Annotated in this window: 14 protein-coding genes; 8 read left to right on the top strand and 6 right to left on the bottom strand. The window is 66.2% G+C overall.

Translation table 11 applies throughout. The features are described from left to right. Positions 1-48: 48 nt before the first annotated feature. The 4 genes from ABUE31_RS00230 to ABUE31_RS00215 form a co-directional block, all read right to left on the bottom strand. Positions 49-1,254, bottom strand: coding sequence for an amidase family protein (locus ABUE31_RS00230; RefSeq protein ID WP_367721462.1), 1,206 nt, complete (start codon positions 1,252-1,254; stop codon positions 49-51). A 199-nt stretch (positions 1,255-1,453) separates the two neighbouring features. Next, positions 1,454-1,741, bottom strand: coding sequence for a PTS sugar transporter subunit IIB (locus ABUE31_RS00225; RefSeq protein WP_367721461.1), 288 nt, complete (start codon positions 1,739-1,741; stop codon positions 1,454-1,456). A 22-nt stretch (positions 1,742-1,763) separates the two neighbouring features. Beyond that, positions 1,764-2,225 carry a PTS sugar transporter subunit IIA gene (locus ABUE31_RS00220; protein WP_367721460.1) on the bottom strand — a complete coding sequence of 154 codons (462 nt, stop codon included), beginning with the start codon at positions 2,223-2,225 and terminating at the stop codon, positions 1,764-1,766. 54 nt (positions 2,226-2,279) lie between these two features. Then, a complete protein-coding gene (locus tag ABUE31_RS00215; RefSeq protein WP_367721459.1) occupies positions 2,280-3,683 on the bottom strand; it encodes a PTS galactitol transporter subunit IIC in 1,404 nt (467 codons plus the stop codon). 226 nt (positions 3,684-3,909) lie between these two features. On the opposite strand from ABUE31_RS00215, the gene omp10 reads away from it, so the two are divergent. From omp10 to ABUE31_RS00190, 5 genes are all read left to right on the top strand, one after another. Continuing rightward, complete coding sequence (omp10, locus tag ABUE31_RS00210; RefSeq protein ID WP_367721458.1) at positions 3,910-4,287, top strand: outer membrane lipoprotein Omp10; 378 nt, start codon at positions 3,910-3,912, stop codon at positions 4,285-4,287. Between the two features lie 189 nt (positions 4,288-4,476). Beyond that, a complete protein-coding gene (locus ABUE31_RS00205) occupies positions 4,477-6,402 on the top strand; it encodes a 5'-nucleotidase C-terminal domain-containing protein (RefSeq protein WP_367721457.1) in 1,926 nt (641 codons plus the stop codon). A 125-nt stretch (positions 6,403-6,527) separates the two neighbouring features. Continuing rightward, on the top strand, positions 6,528-7,610 hold the full coding sequence (gene hemH / locus ABUE31_RS00200; protein ID WP_367721456.1) for a ferrochelatase: 1,083 nt from the start codon (positions 6,528-6,530) through the stop codon (positions 7,608-7,610). A gap of 158 nt (positions 7,611-7,768) precedes the next feature. Next, positions 7,769-8,716, top strand: a complete 948-nt coding sequence (locus ABUE31_RS00195; RefSeq protein WP_367721455.1) for an SPFH domain-containing protein — start codon at positions 7,769-7,771, stop codon at positions 8,714-8,716. Between the two features lie 9 nt (positions 8,717-8,725). Next, positions 8,726-9,190, top strand: a complete 465-nt coding sequence (locus tag ABUE31_RS00190) for an NfeD family protein (RefSeq protein WP_367721454.1) — start codon at positions 8,726-8,728, stop codon at positions 9,188-9,190. A gap of 7 nt (positions 9,191-9,197) precedes the next feature. Here the strand turns inward: ABUE31_RS00190 and ABUE31_RS00185 are convergent, their stop codons facing one another. Beyond that, a complete protein-coding gene (locus ABUE31_RS00185; RefSeq protein WP_367722487.1) occupies positions 9,198-10,196 on the bottom strand; it encodes a KpsF/GutQ family sugar-phosphate isomerase in 999 nt (332 codons plus the stop codon). 191 nt (positions 10,197-10,387) lie between these two features. On the opposite strand from ABUE31_RS00185, the gene ABUE31_RS00180 reads away from it, so the two are divergent. Next, positions 10,388-11,920 (top strand): outer membrane beta-barrel protein, encoded by a 1,533-nt coding sequence (locus tag ABUE31_RS00180; protein WP_367721453.1) that lies wholly within the window; start codon positions 10,388-10,390, stop codon positions 11,918-11,920. 18 nt (positions 11,921-11,938) lie between these two features. Here the strand turns inward: ABUE31_RS00180 and galU are convergent, their stop codons facing one another. Then, positions 11,939-12,841, bottom strand: a complete 903-nt coding sequence (gene galU, locus ABUE31_RS00175; protein WP_367721452.1) for a UTP--glucose-1-phosphate uridylyltransferase GalU — start codon at positions 12,839-12,841, stop codon at positions 11,939-11,941. A 214-nt stretch (positions 12,842-13,055) separates the two neighbouring features. On the opposite strand from galU, the gene ABUE31_RS00170 reads away from it, so the two are divergent. Beyond that, the gene (locus ABUE31_RS00170; protein ID WP_437344051.1) at positions 13,056-14,291 is read left to right on the top strand and encodes a lytic murein transglycosylase; all 1,236 of its coding nucleotides are present in this window, start codon (positions 13,056-13,058) and stop codon (positions 14,289-14,291) included. Positions 14,292-14,300: 9 nt separating this feature from the next. Beyond that, entirely contained in the window at positions 14,301-16,739 is a 2,439-nt protein-coding gene (locus tag ABUE31_RS00165) for a DUF459 domain-containing protein (protein ID WP_367721451.1), read from the top strand. Positions 16,740-16,744 lie beyond the last annotated feature (5 nt).

Here is a 16,744-nt window from a genome sequence, read left to right as displayed (position 1 = left end):
CAAGGCAATCGGCCGCCCGAACTGCCTTGCCAAAGCGTTGCGCGCGGGTCAGCCGGCGATCCGGCGCACCGCGTCCAGCAGGAACTCGTCCTGATAGTGGCCGGCAACGAAGGACAGGCCAACCGGGCATCCCTCGACCGTCAGCAGCGGCGCCGAGATTTCCGGAAGGCGTGCGACGCCTGAAAACGCGGTGATCGTCATCGTGCGATCGTAGAAGTCGAGCACCGCGTCGAGCGTGTTCAGTGAGCCTTTCAGTGGCGCGATCGTCGGCGTGGTCGGGAAGCAGACGACGGTGCCCGGCGAGAAGAACGCATTGATGCCGGCGAACAGCCGCCCGCAATTCGCGATGGTGTCCAACGCCGCGATGCGGTCGAACGTCCGGACGTTTCCGTAGGCCATGGTGAAGGTGAAGCCGAGCTCCGGCCTGCAGGCCTCGATCCAGTTTCCGACCGTGCTCTGGAACTCCGCGGTCTGCAGATCGCGCAGCCCTTGAAGATTACAGGAACTGAGCGGGGCATCCTCCCCCAGAATCTGCGCGAAAGTCACCGGTTCGACCGCGATCCCGGTGCGCGATGCGATCCGGTCCAGTGCGACGGCGACCTGGTCCCGAACGAGCGTATCCGCGATCTCCAGGGCGTCGGAAAGCACGAGGATGCGCGAAGGCGCAGCTGTGGTCGAGGAATGCCCCGCAAGCAGGACCCGCATCGCCGCGGCGAGCACGTCGAGGCGCTGCGCCAGGACGCCGACGGTGCTGACGCTCGGCTGGAACGGCAGAACTCCGGCCTCGGAGATCCTGTGCAGGCTGGGACGCATGCCCCACAGGCCGCAGAGGCTCGCCGGCACGCGGATGGACCCGCCTGAATCGGTGCACAGCGAAAAGTCCGCGAAACCGGAAGCGACCGACGCCGCCGAACCGCTGGAAGAGCCGCCGGGAACACGGTCCGGCGCCTTCGCATTCAGCGGTGTCCCGAAATAGTAGCTTTCGCCGTCGAGGCTGTAGGTGAACTCATCCGCCACCACCTTGCCGACGCAGCGGCCGCCGGCCGCAAGCAGCTGGTCGACGCAAAGCGCGTTGTGGACCGGCGCCGGATGCGCATCCCGCCAGGCGGGGCTTCCGTAGGACGTCTTGTATCCGGCGAGGTCGATATTGTCCTTGACCGTGAAGCAGAGCCCGTCCAGCGGACCCTGGCGGTAGGGAGCAAGATCGAGCTGTTCGATCAGCGCCCCGGACGGGTCGGCGACGGTATTGGGCATGCTGTCTGCTTTCTATGGAATCACGGTCAGGCTCGTCTCACTGGCACTATCCTGCGATCGGGTGTTTATCAACGACCGGACGGCCGCCGGCACGCAGCCGACCGCCGGATGAGCGGCGGAAGCTCCAGGTCTGCCTGGCGTTCCGGATTGGCCGCGCCGGCGACCCCGATGTCTCGAGGCAGCACGCCCGGCGGGCCGCCTATTTGCGCAGTTCGGCCTCGATGTCGTCGAGCGCCTTGTCCTTGCCGATGCCGGTGAGGAAGGCCAGGCCCTTGATGACCGGCTTGGTGACCGACGCGGAAATCGGCGTCGTGGCGACGATCAGGTCGACGCTCTCGGCCATGCTCGGCACTTCGGTCGCCTTGCACTGCATTGCGTTGAAGGTCAGCCCGCGCGCCTTCATCGCTTCGGTCACGGTCGCGTTGACGGCGGTCGATGTGGCGACGCCGGTGCCGCACGCGAAAAGAATGGTCTTCTGTCTGGTCATGCCGAGCGTGTCCTCCTTGTTCTCAGCCGAGCAAGGACCTGACTTCGCCAAAGGTCCTTGCGCGCGCAAGCCCTCCGAGCGTCGCCGGATCCTGGATCGCCTCCATGATCTCCTGGAGCATGTCGATCTGCTTGTCCTTGTCGTTGATCGCGAGCAGGAAGACCACCCCGACCGGCACCGCCTCGTCGGGTTCCTCCATGTTGGCGAAGTCGACCGGACGCGACAGCACGCCGAGCGCGACGCCCGGCTTGATGACATGCTGCGGATCGGTATGCGGAATGGCGACGTTGACGGCCTGGCCGAGCGGCAGCCCCGTCGGCATCGACGCCTCGCGCTTGACTACCGCGTCCGCGTAGGACGGCTTCACATAGCCCAGCGCCTCGAGCTTGCCGGCGAGCAGCCGGATCGCCTGTTCCGAACTCTGCGCGTCGATCCCGAGCGCGATCGCCTGCGGGTCCATGTGTGCGACGAGGCCTAGCGCCATCGTTGTCTCCTTGGGTTGTTTGGAGCCGGCCGCATGGCGGCCGGCTCCGTCGTTTCAGGCCCGGGCTTCGGCCTCGTCCTCGGCTCCGGCGGCCCGTTCCCAGGCCGCGGTGCTGCGGCGGTAGAGGCCGAAGGCGACGGCGATGACCAGCGCCAGCAGAACCAGCCCGGCGATGCCGAACCACTGGATCGCCTCGATGACCACGTAGGGTATCCACAGGAAGCCGTCGACGACCGACGTGATCTGCACCGCATTCTCGGGCAGCTGGAAGCCGGACGAGACAGCCGCGCTGGTGAACAGCGGCGCCAGCGCGTTGGCGACATAGAAGCCGACGGCCAGCGTGACCGTCCCGACCACGACCATGCGGAACACGTTGCCCTTGAGCAGCGGTGCCGTCATTGCGACGAGGAAGGGAATGACCGCGAGATCGGCGAACAGGATGACGCGGTTGCCCGGCAGGACGATCGACAGGATGATGGCGATCGGCACCAGGATCAGCGACGACGCGATAGCCGCCGGGTGGCCGATCAGGATCGCCGAGTCGAGGCCGACCAGCAGCTCGCGGTCTCCGGTGCGCTTGCGCACGAATTCCTGAGCGGCGTCGGAGACGGGCAGCAGGCCTTCCATCAGCACCTTGACCATGCGCGGCAGGAGCAGCATCACGGCGGCCAGCGTCATGCCGGTGCCCAGCACCTTCGACAGCACCGTGCCGAAGTCGCCGGCATTGTAGTAGGCGACCAGGCCGAGCACGAGGCCGATGATCAGGCCGAGCACGACCGGTTCGCCGAACACGCCGAACCGCTTCTCGATGGTGTCCGTGCTGATCTCGATGCGGTTGACGCCCGGAATCCGGTCCATCACCCAGTTCAGCACGATGGCGATCGGAAGGATCTGCGCCGAGGCCAGATGCGGCACCGAGACGCCCGGAATGCCGTAGAACTGCTGGACCGCGCGCGCAGACCAGTCTGCGAAGAGCAGGGCCAGGGCGGCAACGAGCGCGCCGACCACGAGCCCGTAGCCCAGGCTTCCGGTCGCGGCGGTCGCCAGCGAGCCGATGAAGGCGAAGTGCCAGAAGTTCCAGACGTCGACGTTGAGCGTGCGGGTCATGCGGGTCAAGAGCAGCACGATGTTGACCGCGATGCCGATGGGGATGATCCAGAGGCCGACCGAGGACCCGAAGGCGATAGCCGCTGCGGAAGGCCAGCCAACATCGACGATATCGCGCTGGATGCCGGTGTTCGTGACGATCGCCTGGGCGACGTCGCCGATCGAGCCGAGCATCAGCCCGAGCACGAGATTGATGCCGATGAACGCGACGCCGATGGTCACGGCGGCGCGGAATGCGCGGCCGGCCTTGGCGCCCAGTACGATGGCGATGATGAAGATGACGATGGGCAACAATACCGTCGCCCCAAGCGTATCGACGGCCGACTTCAGGCCCGTCAGTAAGGCATCCATTCTAACAGTCTCCTCCCGAGAAATAGGCTCCCGGTCCTCCGGGGAACATTTGTTGACTACGATGAACGAATGTTCGCTGTCAAAGGGGTTGCCGCGCTCGCGCTCGCTTTTCCCCGCTGATTGTGGCGGCCTCGGCGCGGCGGACGCGAAGCGCCGAAGCCGCGCCTTGATTTCACTTTCAAATCAGGCGATGGAAATAGCGTCGGAAACGAGAAGGTTTAGATCCATGACGATTGCACGCAAGCTGGTGTCGGCAAGCGCGCTCGCTGGCCTGTCCGTGATTCTCGCAGGCTGCCTCGGCGGAGGCGGCGGCGGCGGTTCGTCACGGCCGGTTCAGTCCGGCGTGGAAGGCACCTGGATCGACGCGCAGGGAACGGGTCTTTCGACGATCTCGGGCGGCATCTTCACGACGGTCGCCACCGACACCGGCCAGAAGCTCGCCGAGGGCAGCTACGCCCTGACCGGCACGACATCCGTCAGGATCACCGGCACCTCGCTGATCCGGCAGGCTCCGATCAGCTTCAACTGCCTTCTGGTGTCGACCAGCCAGTTGAACTGCACGAGTTCCGCCGGCACCCAGTTCGTGTTGACGCGGCGCGCCTGAGCGCCTGCCCGGACGCCTTCCTGAGCCGGGTCCCCGGCCTGCGGCACGGGCCGCAGGGCAGCTTGGCTGACACATGGTTTTCACTTGCATCGTTCATGACGGGGTGTGAACATCCTGTCAGGGAAACCGAAGGTTTCCGCTGTCCGGCTCGCCAGAAGCCGTCAAAAACGCTGTTTCGGGAGACCTCAGATGAGAAGAATAGCCGCCATTGCCGCGCTGTCGGCCTCCGCGCTCGGCCTCTCGGCCGGAGCGTCCTTTGCCGACTACACGCTGACGATCCTGCACATCAACGACTGGCACAGCCGCATCGAGTCGAACAACAAGTACGAATCCACCTGTTCCGAGGAAGAAGAAGGCAAGGGTGAGTGCATCGGCGGCGCCGCGCGCCTCGTCACCGCCATCGCCGACCGGCGCAAGGCAAACGAGGGCAACAACGTCCTGCTGCTCAACGGGGGCGACAACTTCCAGGGCTCGCTGTTCTACACGACCTACAAGGGCAAGGCCGAGGCCGAGTTCCTCAACCTGATGAAGTTCGACGCCATGACCGTCGGCAACCACGAGTTCGACGATGGCGAGGACGCGCTGGTGCCCTTCCTGGAAGAGGTCACCTTCCCCGTCCTTTCGGCCAACGTCCATCCCAATGCCCAGTCCAAGGTCGGCGACCGCATCAAGCCATCGATCGTGCTCGACGTCGGCGGGCAGAAGATCGGCATCGTCGGCGCGGTGACGACCGACACGCCTGAAATCGCTTCGCCCGGTCCGAACATCGCCATCGAGGACGACATCAAGACGATCACCGCCGAAGTCGAGAAGCTGAAGGCGGAGGGCGTCAACAAGATCATCGCCCTCACCCATGTCGGCTATCCCCGCGACAAGGAGATGATCGCCAGGATTCCGGGCGTCGACATCGTTGTGGGCGGGCACTCCCACTCGCTGCTGTCGAACACCGACGAAAAGGCCGAGGGGCCCTATCCGACGATGATCGACAACCCGGAGGGCTACAAGGTTCCGGTTACGCAGGCTGCGTCCTACTCCAAATACCTCGGCGAGTTCACCGTCACGTTCGACGACAACGGCGTGGTGAAGGAGGCCAAGGGCGACCCGCTCTTCCTCGACAAGTCGATCACCCCGGACCCGACCGTGCTCGCCCGCGTCAAGGAACTGGCCGGACCGATCGAGGAACTGAAGACCAAGGAGGTCTCCGAGACCACAGCGCCGATCGACGGCGACCGCAAGTCTTGCCGGGCGCACGAATGCGAGATGGGCAACCTCGTCGCCGACGCGATCCTCGACCGGGTCAAGGGCCAGGGCGTGACGATGGTCTTCCAGAACGGGGGCGGCCTGCGCGCCTCGATCGACCAGGGCGTCGTGACGATGGGCGAAGTGCTGACCGTGCTGCCCTTCCAGAACACGCTCGCCACTTTCCAACTGACCGGCAAGGACATCGTCGCGTCGCTGGAGCACGGCGTCAGCATGATCGAGGAAGAAAAGGGCGCCTTCCCGCAGGTCGCCGGCCTGAAATACAGCTTCGACAAGTCCGTCGCGCCGAACGCCGGCCGCATCAAGTCGGTCGAGGTGATGGAGAACGGCGCCTGGGCGCCGATCGACGAGGGCAAGCTCTACACGGTGGCCACCAACAACTTCACGCGCGGCGGCGGCGACGGCTACAAGCTGTTCAAGGAGAATGCCCAGAACGCCTACGACTACGGCCCGGGCCTCGAACAGGTGGTGGCCGACTATCTGACCGCCAACCGGCCCTACACGCCGAAGCTCGATGGCCGCATCACTGATGTGACGGTCATGGCCGAGGCACCCGCGGAGCCGGCGCCGGCCGAAGCGGTCGCCGCCGCGGAACCGACCCTGCCCGCACCGCCCGCGGCTTCGGCCGACATCGCATCGACGCCGCCGACCGTCGAGATCGCCGCCGCCAAGCCGGAGACGATGGAGGCGGCCGGGGCCACGCACACGGTGGTGGCCGGCGACACGCTGTGGACCATTGCAAAGAAGGTCTATGGCCAGGGCTCGAAATGGAAGGCCATCGCCGACGCCAACCCCGAGGTCAAAGCCGACGACCTGACCATCGGGGCGACGCTCAAGATCCCGCCGGCGGGCTGACCTGCCGATCGAGCGCAAGGGCCCGTCCGGCGAGACCGGCGGGCCCTCGGCCACATTGGCGGCATGGCGCTCCCTGCGGCCAGACGCAGCATTGAAAAGCTGCCCGCCGTCGTTATGTTCGCGCCATGTCGGAAACACCCGTTGAAACCGCAGTCCCAGCGCCATCGTCCGGCGAAGCCGTGAAGGCCGCCCCCCTGCCCGCCGGCCATCCGCCGGTGAAGCCGCGGCGGATCGGCGTCCTGCTCGTCAATCTCGGCACGCCCGACGGCACCGGCTATTGGCCGATGTGGCGCTATCTGCGCGAGTTCCTGTCGGACCCGCGGGTGATCGAACTGTCCCGGGCCATCTGGTATCCGATCCTCTACGGCCTCGTCCTGACCACCCGCCCCCAGAAGTCCGGCGACAACTACAAGAAGATCTGGAACCGGGAAAAGGACGAGTCGCCGCTCAGGACCTACACGCGCAGCCAGGCCGAGAAGCTTGCAGACGCGCTTGCCGACCTGCCCGAGGTGCGCGTCGAATGGGGCATGCGCTACGGCAATCCGTCGACGCGAAACGCCGTCCAGCGGTTGTTCGACCAGGGTTGCGACCGCATCCTGACCTTCCCGCTCTACCCGCAATATTCGGCGACGACGACGGCCACTGCCAACGACCAGCTTTTCCGGGCGCTGATGAAGATGCGCCATGCCCCGGCAGTGCGGTCGGTGCCGCCCTACTACGACGAACCCGCCTATATCGACGCGCTGGCGCGCTCGATGACGGCCGCGCTCGCCAGGCTCGATTTCGAGCCGGAGGTCGTGCTCGCCTCCTACCACGGCATCCCGAAGCCATATTTCGACAAGGGCGACCCCTATCACTGCCACTGCATGAAGACGACGCGACTGCTGCGCGAGAAACTGGGCTGGGACGAGAAGCGGCTAATCACCACCTTCCAGTCTCGCTTCGGTGCGCAGGAATGGCTGCAGCCCTACACCGACAAGACGGTCGAGCGGCTGGCCGGCGAAGGCGTGAAGTCGATGGCGATCGTCAATCCCGGCTTCTCGGTCGACTGCATCGAGACGCTGGACGAGATCGGTCGCGAGGTGCGCGACGAGTTCCTTCACGCCGGCGGCGAGAAATTCGCGCATATCCCCTGCCTCAACGACAGCCCCGAGGGCATGGAGGTCATAGAGGCCATGGTTCGGCGCGAGTTGCACGGCTGGATCTGACGACCAGCCCAGGCCGGCAGCCGCCCCCGCGCCTTCGACAATCAGGCCGCGTTAAGAACGATCGCTAACCAATCGACCACGGTATGATTGTATAGGCGTGCTCGGATTCCTAAGTGATTCTCACGCGGCGAACGCCGCTCCAACGGGGGAGAAGCGGAATGTTCTCGGGCTTCGACATCATCATACCGGCGCTGGTCGTCCTCGTCCTGCTGGTCATCTTCACCGGCATCAAGACGGTTCCGCAGGGCTTCAACTATCCTGTCGAGCGTTTCGGACGCTACACCAGGACGCTTGCGCCCGGCCTCAACATCATCATTCCGTTCGTCGACCGCATCGGCGCCAAGATGAACATGATGGAGCAGGTGCTCGACGTTCCGACCCAGGAGGTCATCACCCGCGACAACGCCATCGTCGCGGTCGACGGCGTCGCCTTCTACCAGGTGCTGAACGCGCCGCAGGCCGCCTACCAGGTCTCCGGCCTGCAGAACGCGATCCTCAACCTGACCATGACCAACATCCGTTCCGTCATGGGCTCGATGGATCTCGACGAACTGCTTTCCAACCGCGACACCATCAACGAGCGGCTGCTCAGGATCGTCGACGAGGCGGCGAGCCCGTGGGGCATCAAGATGACCCGCGTAGAGATCAAGGACATCAATCCGCCCGCCAATCTCGTCGAGTCGATGGCCCGCCAGATGATGGCGGAGCGCAACAAGCGCGCCCAGATCCTCGAGGCCGAGGGCCTGAAGCAGGCGCAGGTGCTGGAAGCCGAGGGACGCCGCGAGGCCGCCTTCCGCGACGCCGAGGCGCGCGAACGCGCCGCCGAGGCCGAGGCAAAGGCGACCCAGGTGGTGTCCGAGGCGATCGCCAAGGGCGACCTCCAGGCCATCAACTACTTCGTCGCCCAGAAATACACCGACGCGCTTGCCAAGGTTGCCTCGGCCACCAACAGCAAGATCGTGATGATGCCGCTCGAGGCGTCGTCGCTGATCGGTTCGCTGGGCGGCATCGGGGCGATCGCCAAGGAAGTGTTCGGCGACGCGCCTGCCGGAACGCAGCGCCAGGCCTACCGCACGCCGGTCGTGCGGCAGGACGACAACCAGTAGGCGACGGCAATGCTGGAGAAAGTCTTCACCGAACTCGGCCCCTGGAACTGGATGGCACTGGGCTGTCTGCTGCTGGCCCTGGAAATCCTCGTTCCCGGCGTCTTCCTGCTGTGGATCGGCCTTGCCGCATTGATCGTCGGCGCGCTGTCGCTGATGTTCTGGGACGCCGCATTCTGGGTCTGGCAGACGCAGGTCATCGTCTTCCTGGCGCTGTCGCTGGTTTGCGCCTTCGCCGGGAAGAAGGTGATGGGAAGCCGCGACGACGCGACCGACCAGCCGCTGCTCAACCAGCGCGGCGCCCAGCTTGTCGGCCGCACCGCGACGTTGACCGAGCCGATCACCGACGGCCGCGGGCGCATCAAGATCGGTGACACCATGTGGCGGGTATCCGGGCCCGACTTGCCGGCCGGAACCAAGGTGCGCGTCAAGTCGGCGACCGATCTCGACCTGGAACTGGTGGTGGAACCGGCCTGAGCGAGCCTCAGGCCGCGCCGATCACGAGCAGGTCGTGGAAGTGGACGACGCCGACCGGGCGTTCGTCCGCGACAACGATCAGCGCGCCGATCTTGTTCTCATTGAGATAGGCGATCGCGGCGCCCGCCGACATGTCGGGCGCGACTGTCCTCGGCGTGCGGGTCATGATCTCCTCGACCGCGACGTCCTTCAGGTTGCGGTGCAGGTTGCGGGCAACGTCGCCGTCGGTGATGATACCGACGAGCCTGCCGGTGTCGTCGACGACGACCACGCAGCCGACCTTCTTGTTCGACAGTGTCATCACCGCTTCGGGCATCTTGGTGCCGACCGGCACGACAGGCAGGTCGCCGCCGGTCCGCATGATCTCGGACAGGTGGGTCAGGGTTGCGCCGAGCTTCCCACCGGGATGAAAACCGCGAAAATCGTCGGGCGTGAAGCCCCGCGCCTCGAGCAGCGCTATGGCAAGGGCGTCGCCCATCACCAGTTGCAACAGCGTCGAGGTGGTCGGCGCCAGTCCGTGCGGACAGGCTTCCGGCACGCGCGGCAGGGCGAGCACCACGTCGGCTTCGCGGGCGAGCGACGACGCTTCGCCGGCGGTCACCGCGATCAGGGGAATCGAAAAGCGCCTGGAGTAGGCTACGATGCTCTTCAGTTCCGCGCTCTCGCCGGACCACGACATCGCCACGATGGCGTCGTCCCGGGCGATCATGCCGAGGTCGCCGTGATTGGCTTCGGCGGGATGCACGAAGAAGGCGGGCGTGCCGGTCGAGGCGAGCGTCGCGGCGATCTTGGCGCCGATATGGCCGCTTTTTCCGACGCCGGTCACGATGACCCGCCCGCTGATGGCCGAGATCAACTCGACGGCATGCGCGAACGCCTGTGAAAGTCCGTCGTCGAGCGCGGCCGATAGCGCGGCTATGCCGGCCTGCTCGGTCGCCACCGTTCTCAGCGCCGACGCGATCGAGGCGCTGCGCGCGGGAGGCTTCTTGCTGGGTGCGGGCTGCATGGCGCTGCGCATAGCGCTTCGCGCCACGCCTGTCCAACACAATCATCGGGCCGAACATGTCGGGCGCCTGCGCATTCTCAACGCTCCATTAACCATCGGTGTTTACCGTTCGGTAAGCATGGCGCGTCGCGCCTCATGGAATTCGGGACGAGATGCCGCCGGCGCATTCAAAGACAGGGAAACAAGCCGGTTTGGGCATCCTTCAGGCGTTGATCCTGACGGCATCGGCCGCGGGGCTGTCGATGCCCGCCCATGCCCAGGACGCCGGCGGCCTGCGCGGCGGAATCGGCCTGGAAGATGCCGACCAGGGAGGTGCATCGGGCTCCGGCGGCATCGCGCCGCCCTACGTTCCGATCAGCCCGGGAGCCTTGACCGATCCAGCCGACGATGACGCGACCGCGTTCTCCGGTGACGCCGCGGCGAGCGCCCGCACGACGGCGACCGTGGCATCGCCAACCGCCACCGAAACCGATGACACCACCACCGGGACGGTACGCCAACCTGCCGTCGATTCGGTAGAGAACCAGCCTCTCGATGAGGGAACGCAGCGCGCGCAGGCGATCGAGGGACTGGACCGGCCGACCGACGACGATCCCTACGAGGCCCTCGGAATCCGCTGGGGCAGCTTCATCCTGAAGCCGACGCTCGAAAGCGGAGTCACCGCGACGTCAAACGCCGATTCGTCCGCCGACGGGTCCGAAGCGGTGCTCTCGGAAACCACGCTGCGCCTCAATGCGACGTCCGACTGGACGAGCCACAGCGCATCGGTCGATGCCTACGGGACCTTCCGCAAGACGCTGTCCGGCGAGGAGATCGAAGACGTCGAGGGCGGCGTGGACGCGCAGATGGAACTTGAACTGGGCAAGGACTACCGCGCCACCGGTACGTTCACCTATTCGCTCGCCCCCGAATCCGCTGCATCCCCGGTCGTCATCCCCGGCACGGTCGACGAACCCTACGCGCAGACGGTAGGCGGCACCCTTGGCCTGGAAAAGGCCATCGGCAAGACGCGTTTCGGCGTTACCGGCGGCGTCAGCAACGAAAGCTACGGCGACGCCGATCTTCTCGGCGGAGGCACCCTATCGCAGAAGGACCGCAACGCGACGCTCTACACGCTGGCCCTGCGCGCGGGATACGAGATATCGCCCGCGCTGACGCCCTTCGTCGAGGCCGAGATCGGGCGCAACCAGTACCAGCAGGACGTCGACGCCGCCGGCTACCGGCGTTCGTCTGACCAGTACGCCGTGCGCGGCGGCCTCGAACTCGACCTCGGCGAAAAGCTCTCGGGCGAGGTCTCGGCGGGCTGGATTACCGAGGAGTTTGACGACGCCAGGCTGGAATCCCTGTCCACGCCAACCGTCGCTGCGGAGTTGAACTGGTCGCCGGTGCGCGGAACCGATGTCCAGCTGTCCGGTTCTACCGCGCTCGAAGGCACGACGACGCCGGGCGAGAGCGGTTCGGTGCTCTACTCGACGAGCCTGTCGGTCGAGCGCGCGATGCGGGCGAACCTCACCGGCGACGCGATGGTCGGCCTCGGCTACCGCAACTATTCCCAGTCGGACGGCTACGACTTCATCTTCAACGCCGAGGCGAGCCTGACCTGGTGGCTCAACCGCTATACCGGCCTGGTCGGACGGGTCGAGCACGAGACCGTCACAAGCAACCTGCCCGACCGCGAAAGCGAAACCAACAGCGTGTTCCTGGGACTCAAGCTCCAGCGCTGAGCGACGGCGCCGGCGGGATCAGCCGACGCCGCGCAGCCTTGTGCCCTTCTTCTCGTCCAATAGCCCGGCGACGATGTCGGCGATCTTCTCGGAAAGGTCGCTCCTGGCCAGCGCGAACGCCACATTGGCCTCCACGAAGCCCTCGGGCGAGCCGCAGTCATAGGTCCGGCCGCGATAGTGGTAGCCGTGGAAAGCCTGCTGCTTCTCCAGCTTCAGCATGCCGTCTGTCAGCTGGATCTCGTTGCCCGCGCCGCGCTCCTGCTTCTCGAGGATCGAGAATATCTCCGGCTGCAGGATGTAGCGTCCGTTGATGTAGAGGTTCGACGGCGCCGTCCCCGGCTTCGGCTTCTCCACCATCGAGGTGATCTCAAAGCCGCCGTGCTTCTCGGCGCCCTTGCCGACAATGCCGTATTTGTGCGCGTCGGCAGGATCGCACTCCTGCACCGCCACGACATTGCCGCCGGTCTTTTCGTAGAGTTCGACCATGCCGGCCATGCAGCTCTTCTGCGACTGCATGATCATGTCCGGCAAGAGCAGCGCGAACGGCTCGTCGCCGACCAGGTCACGTGCGCACCACACGGCGTGCCCGAGCCCGAGCGGCTCCTGCTGGCGCGTGAAGCTGGTCTGGCCGGCCAGCGGCTGCATGCGCTGCAGCTTGGCGATCTGATCGTCCTTGCCGCGCTGCGCCAGCGTCTGGTTCAGCTCGAACTGGATGTCGAAGTGATCCTCGATCACCGCCTTGTTGCGGCCGGTGACGAAGATGAAGTGCTCGATCCCGGCCTCGCGCGCCTCGTCGACCACATACTGGATCACGGGGCGGTCGACGACCGTCAGCATCTCCTTCGGGATCGCCTTCGTCGCGGGCAGAAACCGCGTACCCAATCCTGCTACCGGAAATACCGCCTTGCGAACTCGTTTCATGCCAGTCTCTTCCTCAGGCCGCCCATTCTAGGCGGCTTCCTTACGCTAGGACATCTTCATGCCGAATTTCGCGATTACGGGAAAGAAGTCACGAATTCGTGTCCGGCAGTGAAGCGTTTGGTCGCGTTTTTGTTCCCTCGGGCGAACATGGTAAACTGATTCATAACCCGTGCAGGAGATGAATGACCTTCCTGAATCGTCCAAGGAGGATAAAATGCATCTGATCGCCAGGGTCAGCCGCCGCGCCGGCGCCGCTGCGATGGTCGCCCTCGGCCTCGGCCTCTTGATGTCTCCCGTTTCAGTGCCATCCGCCCTTGCCGACGCAGGTTTCGAGCGCTGGGTGGCCGGGTTCCGCAAGACGGCAGCCGACAACGGCATTTCCCGTTCGACCTACGACCGCGCCTTCAGGGGCGTCGACAGCATCGATCCGGAAGTGCTCGAGAAGGCGAAATACCAGCCGGAGTTCACGGCTCCGGTGTGGGACTATTTCGACAACCGCGTGCACGAACATTCGGTCGAGGTCGGCCGCGCCATGGCGCGCAAGTACAAGGGAACCCTCGATCGCATCGAGGCCCGCTTCGGCGTCGACCGCCACATCCTGCTGGCGATCTGGTCGATGGAATCGAACTACGGCGAGATCCTGAAGAACGACAAGGTGATGCGCAACGTGGTGCGTTCGCTGGCGACGCTCGCCTACGCCGACAAGAGACGCGCAAAGTTCGCCCGCACCCAGCTCATCGCCGCGCTGAAGATCCTGCAGAAGGGCGACATCGACGAAAGCCACCTGACCGGCTCGTGGGCCGGCGCGATGGGCCACACGCAGTTCATTCCGACGAGCTACCAGGCCTATGCGGTCGATTTCGATGGCAACGGCAGGCGCGACATCTGGAATTCGGTACCCGATGCGCTGGCGACTGCGGCAAACCTCCTGCGCAAGAACGGCTGGCAGACCGGCAAGACCTGGGGCTACGAGGTCGAGCTGCCCGCGGGACGCAAGTTCCCCTCCGGCTCGATGACGCTGTCCAAGTGGCAGTCGATCGGCGTGACCCGCGCCAACGGCAAGGGCTTCAGGAATGGCGGCGACCGGGCTGAACTCAAGGTCCTGGACGGCCGCGCTGGCCCCGCTTTCCTGGCGACGAAGAACTTCTTTGTGTTGAAAGCATACAACAACGCCGACAAATATGCGCTCGCGGTGGGCCTGCTCGCCGACGAAATCGCCGGCTATGGCGGGCTCGTGCGCGACTGGAATCGGCCGTTCACCAAGCTTTCCTTTGCGGAAAAGCAGGAATTGCAGCAGCGCCTCTCCGTCCACGGCTATTATGACGGCAAGTTCGACGGAAAGATCGGCTCCGGCTCGACCAGCGCCATCAAGGCATTTCAGGCCCAGGCGGGCTTGACGCCGGACGGCCACCCGAGCATGGAGGTGCTCTTGAGGCTGAGGCAGCGATAGGAGCACCGATTGGCGGCGGGCACGGGAAATGAGGTTCGCTCATCCCGATTTGCAGCTTTAGTCCTCGCGCTGGCCGCCGTAACGGCGGCCTTCGCCATTCTCGCGCCATCCGCCAGCCATGCCCAGGAACGGGAGCGCATCGGTATCCTTAACCGCCTGTTCGGTGCACGCGACGCCGAGCGCGTCGAACCCCGGGCCGAAATGGTCAAGCCGAAGGTCAGGAAGAAGACCGCCGCCAGGCGGCCCGCCGAGGGCGAGGAGCCGCCGCAGGTCACCGTCATCAGCAAGCATTCCGATGCCCGGGTCGTGCTCGTCATCGGCGATTTCCTCGCCAGCGGCCTCGCCGAGGGGCTGACCACCGCCGTCATCCAGAATCCCAACATCAGGATCGTCGACCGGAGCAACGGATCCTCGGGTTTCGTTCGCAAGGACTTCTACGATTGGGCGGCCAGGATCGACGACCTCATCAAGGCCGACAGGCCCTCGGCGATCGTCGTCATGATCGGCGCCAACGACCGCCAGCAGATGCTGGTCGACGGCGTCCGCGAGACGGTGCGATCCGAGGCCTGGAACCGCGAGTACGCCGATCGCGCGCAGAGACTGGCCAAGGCGATCACCGCGCGCAACGTGCCGCTTTTGTGGGTCGGCATGCCGCCTTTCAAATCGTCGAAGACGATGCTGGACATGTTCGCCTTCAACGACGTCTACCGCACGGCTGCGACAGGCGCCGGAGGCGAGTTCATCGACATCTGGGACGGCTTCGTCGACGAGAACGGCGCGTATGTATCGAGCGGCCCCGACCTCAACGGCCAGCCCTCGCGCCTGCGCGCCAATGACGGCATCAATCTCGCACGACCCGGCAAGCGCAAGGTGGCCTTCTACGCCGAAAAGCCGCTCTATCGGGTGCTGGGCGAGGACCCGGCCGCCGCCGCCGCGCAGGTCTCCGCGCTGGCTGCAAGGCCCGCCTACCGCATCTTCGGGCCGTTCGGACCCTCCGAGCAGCAGGAACCGGCCGACATCGACGTGCTGGTCGACCCTAACGAGACAGGCCTTGTCGATCCGGCCCGCCCGGTCGCGTTGCGCACGCCCGCCCTCGACGGCGGCGCCGAACTGCTCGGCGCGATCGCCGAACCGCGCCGCGAGGCGGTGAACGCCGCCGAAAAGCTGGCGATAGAAGGACTGGCGCCGAAGCCACCGGCCGGACGCGCCGACCAGTTCGCGTGGCCCCAACTGGCCTCCGCCGCCGCGGTGACGCGGTATGTCAACATCGACACCACGCTGAACCGGCGCACCGCCCCGTCGCAGCCGGAGGAGGCGGCCGTCGATCGCGCCGCCGTCCGCGCGGTCCGCTCCAACGTGCTGACCGAGCCCGAGCCGCCTGTCCCGCCGCGCATGCCGCCGGAAGTGCAGCCGGACCGGATCGGCGAAATCTCGCCCGTGCAGGCCGCACCCGATGTCGCGGCCGCCGAACCGCCGATGACGTCGCCGGCGACGATCGACAAGGCGCATGCGCCGGACTACGCGAAGGGCGACCCGCTCGACCGGTCGCCGTCGCGCGGTGCGCCGCTGGAATCCTTCAAGCGGCCGAAATCCATCGGTCCCGAACCCAACCGGGCTCCGACGGCGGTGCCGGAACCGGTTGAAGAGATCGTTGCGCCGGTGGACGATGTCGTGCCGGCGCTTCCCGGCGACGCCATAGGCCCGGAGGAGTCCGAACCCGTCGCGGACGCAACGCCGGCGCAGCCGGATACCGCGCCAGCCAGGCCGCATGTTCCTTTGGCCGAGCCGGGCATCGTCGACGCTCTGGCGCCGGCGCGAGCCGCGCCGTTGAAGGCCGTGCCGACGCCAGTGGCGTCGCTGCCTGCCACCAAGGAAGCGCCGAGTGAAATCAGGCCTGCGCCGGTTGCCCCGGTTGCGCTCGCCCCGGCCGACCCGGTAGAGCCCACTGACGGCTTCGCCGCGGCCAGGGCGGTCGGCATGACGCCAGACGTCGCAAGCGCCCCACCCGCACGCTCCGCGCCGCTATCCGAGGCACCCGACACGGCGCCCGCGCCTTTGCGCGCCGCGCCGGGCGAACTGCCGGCCCCGGTCGCCGACACCCCGATCGCGTCGGCTCCCGCTGCGGCCCCGCGACCCGTTGCCGATCCCTCGCAGATCCCTGCCCCGGTCTCAGCCAAGGCTCCCCCGGCCGCTCCCGCGCCGCCGAGTGTGCTGCCGGAACCGCCCGAGGAAAAAGCGGCTTCGCCCGATGCCGGCGAGACAGAAGCGGGACCGGCCATGCCTGCGGGGACTGCCGAGCCTGCGACGCCCATCGCCCCGGCTCCGCCGCCGACCGTCCTGCCCCAACCCGCGCCGGCGCCGGCAGATGCCGCGCCGCGCCGCCGGGCCGAGCTTTCGGTCGAGCCGGATGTCACCGGGTTCGGCAACGTCCCTGTCAAGATTCCCTGATCGCA

The organism is Mesorhizobium marinum, from assembly GCF_040813675.1.
Taxonomy (GTDB): Bacteria; Pseudomonadota; Alphaproteobacteria; order Rhizobiales; family Rhizobiaceae; genus Mesorhizobium_K; species Mesorhizobium_K marinum.
This window is presented reverse-complemented; position numbering and strand designations above follow the sequence as displayed.

Excerpts from the sequence above, each read along its gene's own strand:
- ABUE31_RS00230 (WP_367721462.1), bottom strand. The coding sequence starts at position 1,254 with ATGCCCAATACCGTCGCCGACCCGTCCGGGGCGCTGATCGAACAGCTC.
- ABUE31_RS00225 (WP_367721461.1), bottom strand. The coding sequence starts at position 1,741 with ATGACCAGACAGAAGACCATTCTTTTCGCGTGCGGCACCGGCGTCGCC.
- ABUE31_RS00220 (WP_367721460.1), bottom strand. The coding sequence starts at position 2,225 with ATGGCGCTAGGCCTCGTCGCACACATGGACCCGCAGGCGATCGCGCTC.
- ABUE31_RS00215 (WP_367721459.1), bottom strand. The coding sequence starts at position 3,683 with ATGGATGCCTTACTGACGGGCCTGAAGTCGGCCGTCGATACGCTTGGG.
- omp10 (WP_367721458.1), top strand. The coding sequence starts at position 3,910 with ATGACGATTGCACGCAAGCTGGTGTCGGCAAGCGCGCTCGCTGGCCTG.
- ABUE31_RS00205 (WP_367721457.1), top strand. The coding sequence starts at position 4,477 with ATGAGAAGAATAGCCGCCATTGCCGCGCTGTCGGCCTCCGCGCTCGGC.
- hemH (WP_367721456.1), top strand. The coding sequence starts at position 6,528 with ATGTCGGAAACACCCGTTGAAACCGCAGTCCCAGCGCCATCGTCCGGC.
- ABUE31_RS00195 (WP_367721455.1), top strand. The coding sequence starts at position 7,769 with ATGTTCTCGGGCTTCGACATCATCATACCGGCGCTGGTCGTCCTCGTC.
- ABUE31_RS00190 (WP_367721454.1), top strand. The coding sequence starts at position 8,726 with ATGCTGGAGAAAGTCTTCACCGAACTCGGCCCCTGGAACTGGATGGCA.
- ABUE31_RS00185 (WP_367722487.1), bottom strand. The coding sequence starts at position 10,196 with ATGCAGCCCGCACCCAGCAAGAAGCCTCCCGCGCGCAGCGCCTCGATC.
- galU (WP_367721452.1), bottom strand. The coding sequence starts at position 12,841 with ATGAAACGAGTTCGCAAGGCGGTATTTCCGGTAGCAGGATTGGGTACG.
- ABUE31_RS00170 (WP_437344051.1), top strand. The coding sequence starts at position 13,056 with ATGCATCTGATCGCCAGGGTCAGCCGCCGCGCCGGCGCCGCTGCGATG.